Genomic DNA, 12,797 nt, shown 5'->3' with positions numbered 1-12,797 from the left:
ATATATTAGATGGTACAATGAGGATAGGATTAAAACAAAATTAAACGGAATGTCCCCTGTTATGTACAGATTACATTCCGCTTAAAATATTATTAAATTATTCCGTGTTTACGGGTTCAGGTCATTTGGGGTCCATAATTTACATATTTTTAATTATTATATTTGATCATCATGAATTCTTTCAGGATGGAAAATGTTATCAGTCATTACTTTGGCTGCATTATAACCATAATTCTTCTCTCTTTGGTTCATTGCTGCTACCTCAATTATTAGAGCAAGGTTTCTACCAGCCCTAACAGGAACAACTAAATGAGGAACACTTACATCAAGAAGCTCTATGTGGTGTTGGTCAATTCCAAGCCTATCGTATTCAAAATCATCCTTCCATTGCTCAAGTTCAACTACTAAATCAATATTTGTATCAAACTTAACCGAACCTGTACCATATAATCTTCTAACGTTGATTATGCCAAGGCCCCTAATTTCCATAAAGTGTCTTATATTTTCAGGAGCTCGTCCAATTAGTTTATTATCTATTGCTGATATGTCAACCATGTCATCAGCTACTAGCCTGTGGCCCCTATTTACTAGCTCAAGGGCTGTCTCAGACTTACCAACAGATGACTTACCCATGATAAGTATTCCCACACCAAATACTTCCAGAAGCTCTCCGTGAACATTTGTTGATGGAGCAAGTTGGTATTCTAGTTGGTCGGAGATGTCTGATATTAACTTAGTAGTCTTAACTGGTGACCTAAGTAGAGTTACATCATAATATCTTGCAAGGTCAATTATGTCTTTATTTATTTCACGATTAGATGAAAATATTACTGCAGGTATCTTGTAGGACAAAATCCCCCTAAATCTTTCATATTGCATCTTACTATCTAGACTTGTTAGGTAGGTGTATTCTACTTTGCCTATTACTTGGAGTCTCTTATAAGGAAATTCTTCCATATAGCCAGTAAGCTGTAAGCCAGGTCTGTTTACATCAGCATTTTCCAGATCAATTTCAAGATAGTCTGTCGATTGGCTTATTATTTCAAGGCCTAAATTCTCAACAACAGTATGAAGTTTAATGGTTTTCTTGGCTTCACCCTTGCTAACCTCTTCTTCAATGTGTTCACTTTTATCGTCAATATTTTGTACTTCAGTCATTTACTATCCTTTCAGCTTTAAATATTTATAGATTTCAAGGGCCGCTTGCTTGCCTACTAGAGGAACTTCCATTAGTTCTTCTACACTCGCCTTTTTCATGTTGGCAATAGTCTTAAAGTGAGCATATAAATTGGCTTTTGTTTTCTCACCTACACCCTTTATATTGTCAAGCTCAGATTTTTTCATAGTTTTTCTCATAAGTGATCTATGATAATTTATAGCAAATCTGTGAGCTTCTTCTTGGATTTCATAGATTAACTTATAAACTGGATCACGTCTTTTGATTGGAATCTCTTCATTATTATAAATAATAGCCCTTGTGGTATGCTTGTCATCTTTTACAAGACCAGCTACTTTTATATTCATATCAAGATCATTAAGGACTTTATTCGCAATAGATACCTGACCCTTGCCACCATCCATCAAGATAAGATCAGGAAGTCTGCCAAATCCGGTATGGGTATTGCCCTTAGCTATATCCTTTTTAGCATTATTAAGCCTTCTAGTTAAGACTTCTTCAAGTGAAGCATAGTCGTTTGGTCCTTCTACTGTTTTTATCTTAAATTTCCTATATTCCTTTGGAGCCTGAACACCATTTTCAAAAACGACCATAGAACCAACTGATTGGACCCCAGAAGTATTAGATATATCATAGGCTTCAATCCTATTAATCTTGTTAATATTTAGTATTTCTTTTAGTTGGCTAAGGCCGCTAGATTTATTACGTTCTTTTTGATCAAGGCGTTTCTCATATTTAACCCTCATATCATGGGCATTTCTAGCTGCCATATTTATTAGTTCAAATTTCCTGCCGAGTTTTGGCTGAGAAATAGCTACCTTTGAGCCTTTTTTCTGATTTAAGTATTCATTTATTGATTCCAATTCATTAGGTAGGCATCCGACTAAAATTTCCTTAGGTATATAAAGGATATCTAAGTAAAATTGCTTTAGGAATGAAGACATAATTTCTGCCTCACTATCAGCAAATTCATTTTTTATTACAAAATGTTCTCTATCAACAATCTGGCCCTTTCTCATGAAAAATACCTGCATGATGATTGTTGAAATGCCCTTAGACATAGCAATTATATCTATATCTTCGCCTGTTGTCTCTGTTACAAACTGCTTTTCAGAAATTATAGAAAGAGCCCTATACCAATCCCTATATTTAGCTGCCATCTCAAAGTTTAATTTTGAACTTTCCTCATTCATTAAGGAAAGTACCTTATCAGGTATCGTTCTATCCTTATGGTCTAAAAAACGCCTCACATCATCCATAGCTTGAAGATATCTAGTCTCATCTTCCTTGTCTATACATGGCCCCTTGCATCGTTTTATAAAATAATTAAGGCATGGTCTATCTAGTCTTTGACCCTTGTCAAAGTTAAGATTGCAAGTCCTAAAAGGATAATATAGGTTAAACAAATCTATAGCATCATTTACAGCATAGGCATCAGGATAGGGACCGAAATAATCTGCCCCATCCTTTTTAACCTGTCTTACCTTTTGAATTCTGGGAAATTTTTCTCTAGTAATCTTGATATATGGATATTGCTTGTCATCTCTTAGGACAATATTATATTTCGGTCTGTTTTTCTTTATTAAGTTAGATTCAAGAACTAGGGCTTCGACTTCATTTTGAACAATGATATATTCGAAGTCCTGGATATGGCTAACCATAGCAAGAACCTTAGCACCCTTGTTCTTGTTGTTATCAAAGTATTGCCTAACCCTTCTTTTTAGAGAAATAGCCTTGCCGACATAAATTATATCACCATCTACATTTCTCATTATATATACACCGGGTTTGTCAGGTAATTCCTTGAGTTTTTCTCTTAATCTTTTGCTTGTCAAATTTCCTTACATCTCTCCTTCAAATATTCTAGGTCATCGCCATCAAGATATGGACTTAAAAGGTCATAACACTTTTTATTATAAGCATTTAACCAATCAATCTCTTCACTTGTTAGCATAGAAATCTTTACTGGTCTGGTATCAATTGGAACAATGGTTAGACTTTCAAATTCTAAAAATGATCCAAATTCATTTTCAAAAGCTTTTTTAACATAGGCTTCATTTTCAATCCTGATACCGTGAGAATCTTCTATATAAAGACCTGGCTCTATTGATGTGGTCATATTTTCTACAAATTCCACCCTATTTTTCTCTGAAATAGCTTGTGGCCCTTCGTGAACTGTAAGGACATAGCCTACTCCATGGCCTGTTCCGTGGAAGAAGTCCTTGCCAGCTTTCCATAGAGGATATTTTGCTAAAGCATCGAGCCTATCACCCTTGGTTTTATTTTTAAACTTGGCTAAAAATAAGGTCAAGAATGATTTTAGAACGAGTGTGTAGTCGATTTTCTCATCTTCTTTTAAGTTTCCTAATGCTACTGTTCTTGTAATATCTGTAGTGCCCTCTTTATAGTGACCACCTGAATCCACTAGAATCATTCCAAGACTCTCTATTGTCTTTGAACCAGTAACTGATGGAGCATAGTGGACTATTGCAGCATTTTCCTTATAGCCTGCTATAGTTTCAAAAGAATCTTCGATAAAGGATTCATTTTCAGCTCTTAGATCATGGAGTTTTTTGCTAGCCACAAGCTCATTAAGACTGCCTGTCTTAGCACCAATTTCAAGCCAATTAAAGAATTTAACAAGACTTACCCCATCGTAGATATAGGCCTTTTTAATATTTTCTATTTCCTTATCTGTCTTTATGGCCTTCATATAGGTTGTAAAGTTAGTTCCTTGGCCAATCTTTACATTTGCATTTATTGAATCATAAATGGAGACATTTGTTCTATTTGGATCTAAGTAAATCCTATTTTTTCCTTCAATATTTTTAAGGAGTTGGTAAATATATCCATATGAATAAATTGTGATTCCACTTTCTTCCAAGTAAGATTTAACATCACTATCTAGCTTATCTTCATCAATACATAGATAGGCCTTCTCTTCAGAAATTAGCATATAAGATAAAACTACTGGGTTGTAATCTACATCATTGCCCCTGATATTTAATAAGTAGCAAATATCTTCTGGACTGCCAATAAAGGTGTAATCATAACCTTGATTTTGTATTTTTTCTCTCAAGATGCTTAATTTTTCAGAAAGACTTTGGCCTGAATATTTTTCTTCATGAATCCAAACCTTATCCTTTGGTAAAGTAGGCCTATCTTGCCAGATTTTTGATATATAGTCTAGGTCTGATACCAATACCCTAGCTCCCATATTTTCTGAAAGCTCCTTATAACCTGTTACAGAATAACACTGGCCATCAAAGCCTATTTTGCCAAATTCTGGAATATTAGCATCCAAATATTCTAATATACTTGGATATCCCTCTACCCCAATTTTCATTAGCTCAAATTCAGAGTTGGCTAGCTCTTTATTTGCTTGCAAGAAATATCTTGAATCTGTCCATAATTTCGCTTCTTTAAGGGTAACAACAGCAGTTCCAGCAGAGCCAGTAAAGCCTGAGATAAATTCTCTAGTCTTGTAATAATCAGCTAAATACTCTGATTGGTGAGGATCTGATGTTGGAATGATATAGGCATCAATTTTCCTATCTTGCATCATTTTTCTTAATTTTTCTATTCTACTATTTATATTCATAAAATCTCCTTATGATTAAATACATTTGCTTATAATAATACTTTATCCTTATTTACGATAATTGCTATTTGTATTGTAATAGAGATAACAGATAATAAGAGCTTAATACAATTGATTTTTTCTTTAAATCCATTATAATATTATCGTTATAGAAATAAGAGTAAAGAGAGTGTGAATAAGATGAAACTTGGAATAGTCGGCCTACCTAATGTTGGTAAATCAACATTATTTAATGCCATTACAAAAGCAGGTGCCCTAGTAGCAAATTATCCTTTCGCTACAATAGATCCAAATGTGGGACTTGTAAATGTACCTGATGAAAGATTAGAAGCCTTATCAAAAATTTCTAATTCAAAAAGAATCCTACCAGCAGTAGTTGAATTCTACGATATAGCTGGCCTTGTAAAAGGTGCAAGTAAGGGTGAAGGTTTGGGTAACAAATTTTTATCAAATATCAGGGAAACTGATGCAATAGTAGAAGTTTTAAGATGCTTTGATGACCCAAATGTAACCCACGTTGATGGGTCAGTAGATCCCTTACGTGATATAGAAACAATCAACCTCGAGCTAATATTAGCTGACCTTGAACTCGTAGATAAGGTTCTTGAAAAGAAAAGAAAAGTAGCAAGGGCTGATAAGTCAGCCAGAGCTGAGGTTGAAGTTTTAGAAAAAATCGTCGAAGTCCTTGAAGCAGGAAAGTCCGCAAGGATCCTAGAACTCAACGATGAGGAGAAAAAACTTCTAAGAAGCTACCAACTCCTATCAACCAAGCCAATAATTTATGTATGTAATGTCAATGAAGATGATGCAGCAAATGATGGAGAAGGAAATCCATATGTTGAAAAGGTAAGAGAATTTGCTAAGACAGAAAATGCTGAAGTATCAGTAGTATCTGCAAAAATTGAGCAAGAAATCTCAGAACTTGATACAGAAGAAGAAAGAGAAGAATTCCTTGCGATGATTGGTCTTGAAGAATCTGGTACAGATAAAGTTATAAAAGATTCCTACAATACCCTAAACCTAATTTCCTTCCTAACAACAGGTGAAATGGAAACTCGTGCTTGGACAATTACCAAGGGTACCAAGGCAGTTGATGCAGCTGGTAAAATCCATACAGATATCTCAAGAGGCTTCATCATGGCTGATATAATTTCTTACGAAGACCTAATAGAAGCTGGCTCTGTCAACCACGCCAAGGAAATGGGTAAGCTCCGCATGGAAGGTAAGGAATATATCATGCAAGATGGCGATGTAGTAAACTTTAAATTTAACGTATAATGTATAGAAATATGAAAAAACAAGGAAAATTGATAGTTCATACCGGCTCAATGTTTTCAGGTAAGACAACCTCCCTTTGGAGAGAGCTTTATAGGATGAACATTGCAAACTACAAGGTTGTCGCTTTTAAACCATCAATAGATGATAGAGATGGAGACAAGCAAATAGTAACTCACGATAACTTAAGTCTTGATGCCATAAAAGTTGAAGATTTAAATGAAATCCTAAACTATGCCAGAGACCATGAGATAGATGCTATAGGTATTGACGAATTGCAATTTTTCCCAAATGATCCTAGCGAAGTAGTGGATATATTTAATAAGCTAATGGCTATGAATATCACAATCGTAGTATCAGGCCTTGATATGGACTATAAGACTAGACCATTTGAGATTATAAAAGAGATTATGCCCCTAGCTGATGAACTTATAAAACACCATGCCATTTGTGCATCATGTGGAGAAGATGCTTGGGCATCTTATAGGAAATCAAGCGATGATTCAAGAATCCAAATCGGAGCCCAAAATCTGTATGAACCCCTTTGCAGATCATGTTATAATGACAAAATGAAAGAAAGAGAAAAAACTAAAAATCAAATAAAACTTAATTTAGATAAATAAAAAATCTACCCTCGCAGGTAGATTTTTTATTTAAAATTTATAATTTTCAATAAACTCTAGGTCGCTCTCATCTAAAGAGTATTTGCTTTGGTCAGTTATAATTTCTGGGCCATCTTCATGGATTATTAATTGGTGTTCAAATTGGCTTACCTTTGAACCATCAACTGTTCTTGCAGTCCAGCCATTATCATCAAGCTTCATATGCCAATCACCGATAGCGATCATTGGTTCAATTGTAAATACCATTCCCGCTTGAATCCTTGGACCACGTCCAGCTATTCCGTAGTGAGGAACTTGTGGGTCTTCATGCATTTCCTTACCAATTCCATGGCCTATAAAATCTCTTATTACAGAAAATCCATTTTCACCCTCTACATATGCTTGGATGGCAGCTCCAATATCACCTATCCTGTTTCCAGGTACAGCTACTTTAATAGCCCTATTTAGGGATTCGAGATTCACATCTACTAGCTTTTGATCTTCCTCACTCATCTTACCGATCGTATAAGTCCAGCAAGAGTCAGCAAGCCCTCCATCAAGGTTTACAACATTATCTATTGATAAGATATCTCCCTCTTTTAAAGGCCTATCTGTAGGATAGCCATGGCAGATTTCATCATTTACAGATGTACAAAGGGTAAAAGGAAATCCGCTATAACCAAGCTGAGCAGGGATAGCCTTGCAGTGGTCTATGATAAATTTATTTGCAAATTTATCTAATTCTAGGGTTGTTCTGCCCTCTTTTATAACTTTTCTGAGAGCTAGGTGGGTTTTACACAAAATTTCTGCAGCAGCCCTCATTTTTTCAAATTGTTTTTCATTGTATATTCTAATCAATATATCACTCTCCTTAAAAAAGGACGCCAAAGCGCCCTTATCTTATAGTCTTTTGCTAGCTATATAGACGTATTCGTCATTATTTATCTTAGGTTCTATTTCCCAATTTGAACCCATTGAGATAGATTCTCCTAGTTTGTCTATATAATACATTATTATACCTGCATCTAGTAGGTTAACATCTCCCTTGTAGTCTTTGATGTATAGATTTATTAAATCATCTACAACTACAAATCTCCAAGGTTGAGCATTGTAGGCTGATGGTGCAAATCTAGCATAAGCAAATATATCTTCTAGGCCTCTTTGCTCTAAGTCTTCGTTTGTTGCTGAATTTCCTAACCTATCCATGTAAACAAATTCACCGATTCCAAGTCTATCATCAAATTGGTGTTCTCTAACACTTTCATCTACTGGATATCCAACTGCTAGTAATAGATTTAAGTGGCCACCATCATAGTTAAAGATAGATTTTTTCACTTCAGGATCTACATCACTCACTGTAATCCAGCAAGTGCCAAGTCCTAAAGCATTTAGCTTTGTGATTAATTCTTCTACTCCATAAGCTCCCTTTACAAGTGAAGCTGGATTGTCATTTAGAGTATTTAGGGCAAGATAGGCTGGTGCCTTGATCATTACTCCCCTATAGCCAGCTAGACCATCAAGCGCCTTATAAACGCTTTCTCCATCACTTTGTACTATAAAGGCTAGGTCATCCTTACCTAACTTTACTATTTCCTCATCTACCATTTTGTAAACTTTTTCTAATGTTCCTTCATCAAGTTTAGTGTCTTTGAAATCTCTTGTTGAAGTTCTTGATTTTAAAAATTGTGTTGTAAGCATATTTTCCCCCATATTATTATTCTACTTCTATTGTATCACATTTTAAAAAAATTAAATATGGTAAAATAATAATATGAACTTAACTAACATACAAAAAAAGGCAGCAGAATTTAAGGATGGACCTTGTCTAGTCCTTGCAGTGCCTGGCGCAGGCAAGACTACTATGCTTTTAGAAAGGATTAAAATTTTATCAAAAAATGTTGATTCACAAAAAATTTTAACCCTAACTTTTTCAAAAACCCAATCACAAGATATGAAAAATCGATTTGGAACAAGCGATAGTAATTTCATGACAATCCACGCCTTTTGCTACCTAATTATAAGAAATTACCTAAAAAAATATAATAGAGAATTAAGACTCATCGAAGCAAGTGATTCCTATAACAAATACCACCTGGTAAGAGACATATATAAGAGCATTAACAATAAAAAACTTTCAAGGGAAGATGTAGAAACTTTTTTTACAGAAACATCTTACATGAAAAACGCTCTGCTTGATTTGTCATACCTAGATAAGGTAAGGATAAAAAATATCAAAGAAATATTTAATGAGTACGAGAGGTTTAAGAAGGAAAATCATTTTATCGATTTTGATGATATGCAATTAATAGCACTAAGGCTCCTTGAAGAAAATCCTAGACTCTTAAGGTCAATACAAAGAAAATACCAATATTTTCAGCTTGATGAAGGCCAAGATAGCTCAATTTTGCAATTTAAAATTCTTAATATGATAGTGTCTAAAAATAATAACTTGATGGTTGTAGCCGATGATGACCAGTCTATCTATTCTTTCAGGGCAGCTGAGCCTGAATATCTTTTAAATTTTAAAAAATACTACCCTGATTCTGAAATAATAATTATGAATGAAAATCACAGGTCAAGCGCAAATATTTCTAAGCTTGCCAATGAATTTATTAAATTAAATAAAAATAGGTACCAGAAAGATATTATTAGTAATAAAACTTCTGGAGAAAAAATCATAACTAAATACCTTAAAGATTCTAAGGATGAGTATGACTTTATTATAAAAAACTTAGACCCAACAAATACAAATGCCATTATTTTTAGAAATAATATTTCGGCTATTAACCTTATTTCATTTTTGTTAGAAGATGACATAGACTTTACTATTAGCGAAGATTTCCTTAATTTTTTTGAATCTCAAATTATTGAAGATATCTTTGATGTGATTAGATTTTCAGAAGATTTTAATGATGTTGAAGCTTTTACAAATATCTACTACAAGATATCAACCTATCTAAAAAAATCCGAGATAGAAGCTCTTGCGAGTAAACCATCTAGGCTTGATGTATTTTCTTATTTTTATGATATTCTTGACTATGATAGAAGAGAAAATCTCTATCAGATTGAAAAAAAATTGAAGCACATAAGGAAATTATCCCTAGATAGGAAAATCTCATATATTTATAACTATCTATCTTACAAATCTTATGCGTCGCTAAGGTCAAATAAATTTGCTGAAGAAAATGTAAATAAAGATCTATACATAGAGTCTTTAATCAACTTTTCTAAAGGCCTAAAAAATATAAATGACTTTTATGATAAGATTGGCCTAGTAAAAGACAAAATAAAATTATCTCTGGGAAATCCATTAATATTAACGACAATCCATAAGTCCAAAGGTCTTGAATATGATAGGGTTTTTATAATTGATATGATTAAAAACGAATTTCCTATGATAAATTATGATGAAAATCCAGATGTGGCTATGGAAGAAGAAAGAAGAATATTTTATGTTGCCATGACCAGAGCCAGGGAATCCTTATTTATACTTACAATTAAAAGAAGAAATGGTAAAAAGGCTCTTCCTTCGGAATTTTTCACCCAAGTTTATCAAATAAATAAAACTGCTAGATGACAAAATTTGCCACTAGCAGTTTTATATTCATATAATCTTTAGTTATTTCACTTATCTGCCTTGTTTATAGTAAGAATCTTACCTACAAGATATAAGGACCCACACCAAACTATAAGGTCATCTTCTCCTGCAGAAGATTTAGTATAAGCATAGGCATCTTCGATTTTTTCAAGTATTTCAATATCCTTTACAAATTCTTCTGCTTCCTTTCTTATGGACTCAGTATCGAGAGCTCTTGGATTATCATCTATAAAGGTGATTACAAGCTTATCTGCTAATTTTCCGATTTTTTCTATGATATACTTGTGGTCCTTATCTCCCAAAACTGAAAAACCGATTATTAATTTATCATAGGAAAACTGACCTAGGCTTTCTATTAGGGCATCTATGGATTCCTTGTTGTGGCTGCCATCTACGAGGATTCTTGGATTCTCATTTATAAGCTCAACCCTACCAGGATTATAGGCTTCAAATATCCCTTCTTCTATATCTTTTTGGCTTAGCTTAAATTGATCCTTCAGGCCATCTAGGGCAAGTAAGGCTAAAGAGGCATTTAGAATTTGATGCCTGCCCCTTAGGCTGGTCTTAATATGGTGGTCTTTATAAATAAATTCATTGCCAGATATATCTGATTTTATAATTTTTATCTCATCTTCATTAAGAACACTAAGCTTGGCATTTTTAATCTTTGCCACATCCCTTATCACATTCATTGCCTCATCTTTTTGAGAATAAACATAGACTGGCACACCTTCCTTAATAATTCCTGCCTTATTTGAGGCAATCTCTCCTAAGGTATCTCCCAAAATATTTGTATGATCCATAGATATAGATGTGATTAGACAAGCAAGTGGTTTTTTTATTACATTTGTAGAATCAAATATGCCGCCAAGGCCAACCTCGATAACTGCTACATCTACGCCCTCTTCATAAAAATATAAAAACATGATAGCCGTGATAAATTCAAAATAGGTCACATGGTGGCCTTCTTCATCTAATCTATCAACGTAGACTTTTATCCTGTCTGTATATGCCATGAAGTCTTTTTTTGTTATATCTATACCATTTATAGATATCTCTTCAGTGATTTCTTCCATATAAGGAGAGGTAAATATGCCACACTTATATTTTTTTGCCAAAACGCTTGCGAGCATTTTTGCTGTTGATCCCTTGCCATTAGTACCTGCTATATGAATAGTTTGTATCTTATCTTGTGGATTGTCTAGTAGATCCAAAAGCATCCTAATCTTATCAAGGCCTGGCTTGCCATTAGACCCGCTCCTTCCATACAAATAATCTAAATAATCATCAAAAGTTTTCATTTTCCCTCCAAAATTTCTTATAAGTTTATTCTACCTTATGTTATAATTAAGACAGGAGTTTTTATGAAAAGAATACACATTATCGACAGCCTTAGGGGCTTTACTATTATTTCAATGGTTTTATTCCATTTATTTTATAATATAAATTATTACTGGAGACTAGAATTTTATGACGGAACAATATTTAATAAAATCTGGCAATTATCAATTGCTGTCTCATTTTTCCTAATTTCAGGCATCACTTCAAATTTTCTATCTAAAAAGAAAAATATAACAAGAGGCATCAAAACCAGTATTTTAGGTTTTGCTATAAGCCTTATTACTTATGTTTTTGCTAAGGAACAGCTAATAATCTGGGGAGTTTTAAACGGGCTTGGTTTATGTATGATAATAGGAGGACTTTTAAAAGATAAGCTTAGTCAAAAATTGTGGCCAATTTTTATCTTGCTCTTTACCTTTTCCTACAAGATACCAAGTGCAAGTCTTTATAAGATTGGCTTTTTCAAGGCTCTTTATGATAGGAATTTATTTTTCCTAGGCTTTCCATCTTTAGAATTTTATTCAAATGACTACTTCCCTCTTCTTCCCTGGGTTTTCGCCTATTTAGCAGGTCTTTCATTGGGATCTTATCTAATAGATAAGAACTTTTTTTCCTATGTAGGAAGAGAAAATATTTTAGCAAAAATTGGTAAATACTCTATGCCAATTTATATTATCCATCAAATAATCCTTTATCCTTTGCTTACCCTTATATATAATTTGACCTTATAGTCTTTAGGGTGCTATGATATTAAAATACAACATAAATTGAACTTTTTATCATAAAACGTATACTTACTTTTAATGGAGGAAAATTATGGACTACATAAAAAATTATAAAAAATCTTATCCAACTTCTTACAAAATTCTTATCGCATTGCTACTTATCTTACTTTTCTATAAATTTGGCTATGTAATTGGAAAGTTTGTTGCAAACATGGGATTTTAATTAAATATCTTATTAACTAATACACAACTAAAAAAGACGTTTAGAATAGTTGCCTATCCTAAGCGTCTTTATTTAGTTAAATTTAATTTCATAATCTTCTAGAAGTGGATTTATTTTTAAAATTTCTTCTATAGCTGTCTTTGTTTTTTCGTCAGCTTCTTCTAAGAACCCCTTTTCAATTAATTCTTTTTCTGTCTTTTTCATTTCATCTTTTCTAAAATCTGAAAAATCATTTAGTTTTAATTGGTTAAAAAT

At 33.4% G+C, this 12,797-nt stretch carries 12 protein-coding genes and 1 pseudogene; 6 read left to right on the top strand and 7 right to left on the bottom strand.

Annotated features, from left to right (window positions below):
- Positions 1 to 4 precede the first annotated feature (4 nt).
- Positions 5 to 85: an IS3 family transposase gene (locus tag NH288_RS11445; protein ID WP_414731760.1), complete on the top strand. Its 81-nt coding sequence runs from the start codon at positions 5 to 7 to the stop codon at positions 83 to 85.
- A gap of 71 nt (positions 86 to 156) precedes the next feature.
- Here the strand turns inward: NH288_RS11445 and hprK are convergent, their stop codons facing one another.
- Genes hprK through NH288_RS10575 form a run of 3 tightly spaced genes read right to left on the bottom strand, consistent with a single transcriptional unit; the run spans position 157 to position 4,778 of the window.
- A complete protein-coding gene (hprK, locus tag NH288_RS10585) occupies positions 157 to 1,158 on the bottom strand; it encodes an HPr(Ser) kinase/phosphatase (RefSeq protein WP_106460347.1) in 1,002 nt (333 codons plus the stop codon).
- A gap of 3 nt (positions 1,159 to 1,161) precedes the next feature.
- On the bottom strand, positions 1,162 to 3,012 hold the full coding sequence (uvrC, locus tag NH288_RS10580) for an excinuclease ABC subunit UvrC (RefSeq protein WP_265215227.1): 1,851 nt from the start codon (positions 3,010 to 3,012) through the stop codon (positions 1,162 to 1,164).
- Positions 3,009 to 4,778, bottom strand: a complete 1,770-nt coding sequence (locus NH288_RS10575; protein ID WP_265215226.1) for an aminopeptidase P family protein — start codon at positions 4,776 to 4,778, stop codon at positions 3,009 to 3,011. Before NH288_RS10575 ends, uvrC begins: the two co-directional genes overlap by 4 nt.
- Before the next feature lie 180 nt (positions 4,779 to 4,958).
- Here NH288_RS10575 and ychF point away from each other — a divergent pair, with 180 nt between their 5' ends.
- Together ychF and NH288_RS10565 are read left to right on the top strand one after the other, a co-directional pair.
- Positions 4,959 to 6,056: a redox-regulated ATPase YchF gene (gene ychF, locus NH288_RS10570; protein WP_265215224.1), complete on the top strand. Its 1,098-nt coding sequence runs from the start codon at positions 4,959 to 4,961 to the stop codon at positions 6,054 to 6,056.
- Between the two features lie 11 nt (positions 6,057 to 6,067).
- Entirely contained in the window at positions 6,068 to 6,676 is a 609-nt protein-coding gene (locus tag NH288_RS10565) for a thymidine kinase (protein WP_265215222.1), read from the top strand.
- Positions 6,677 to 6,706: 30 nt separating this feature from the next.
- On the opposite strand, the gene map is transcribed toward NH288_RS10565, so the two are convergent.
- Together map and NH288_RS10555 are read right to left on the bottom strand one after the other, a co-directional pair.
- Complete coding sequence (gene map / locus NH288_RS10560; protein ID WP_106460353.1) at positions 6,707 to 7,513, bottom strand: type I methionyl aminopeptidase; 807 nt, start codon at positions 7,511 to 7,513, stop codon at positions 6,707 to 6,709.
- Positions 7,514 to 7,555: 42 nt separating this feature from the next.
- Positions 7,556 to 8,353: a nitroreductase family protein gene (locus NH288_RS10555; RefSeq protein ID WP_265215220.1), complete on the bottom strand. Its 798-nt coding sequence runs from the start codon at positions 8,351 to 8,353 to the stop codon at positions 7,556 to 7,558.
- A gap of 73 nt (positions 8,354 to 8,426) precedes the next feature.
- Between NH288_RS10555 and NH288_RS10550 the strand changes: the two genes are divergently transcribed.
- Positions 8,427 to 10,232 (top strand): ATP-dependent helicase, encoded by a 1,806-nt coding sequence (locus NH288_RS10550; protein WP_265215218.1) that lies wholly within the window; start codon positions 8,427 to 8,429, stop codon positions 10,230 to 10,232.
- Between the two features lie 47 nt (positions 10,233 to 10,279).
- On the opposite strand, the gene NH288_RS10545 is transcribed toward NH288_RS10550, so the two are convergent.
- The gene (locus tag NH288_RS10545) at positions 10,280 to 11,554 is read right to left on the bottom strand and encodes a bifunctional folylpolyglutamate synthase/dihydrofolate synthase (RefSeq protein ID WP_265215216.1); all 1,275 of its coding nucleotides are present in this window, start codon (positions 11,552 to 11,554) and stop codon (positions 10,280 to 10,282) included.
- Positions 11,555 to 11,617: 63 nt separating this feature from the next.
- On the opposite strand from NH288_RS10545, the gene NH288_RS10540 reads away from it, so the two are divergent.
- Positions 11,618 to 12,325: a heparan-alpha-glucosaminide N-acetyltransferase domain-containing protein gene (locus NH288_RS10540; protein WP_106460357.1), complete on the top strand. Its 708-nt coding sequence runs from the start codon at positions 11,618 to 11,620 to the stop codon at positions 12,323 to 12,325.
- Between the two features lie 85 nt (positions 12,326 to 12,410).
- Entirely contained in the window at positions 12,411 to 12,542 is a 132-nt protein-coding gene (locus NH288_RS10535; protein ID WP_265215215.1) for a glycerol-3-phosphate transporter, read from the top strand.
- A 72-nt stretch (positions 12,543 to 12,614) separates the two neighbouring features.
- Here the strand turns inward: NH288_RS10535 and NH288_RS10530 are convergent.
- Positions 12,615 to 12,797 (bottom strand): annotated as a pseudogene (locus NH288_RS10530) (hypothetical protein); the annotation flags it as partial.

The organism is Anaerococcus sp. NML200537 (assembly GCF_026131715.1).
GTDB lineage: Bacteria > Bacillota > Clostridia > Tissierellales > Peptoniphilaceae > Anaerococcus > Anaerococcus kampingae.
Note: the sequence above shows the minus strand (reverse complement) of the source record. Positions and strands in the feature narration are given on the sequence as shown.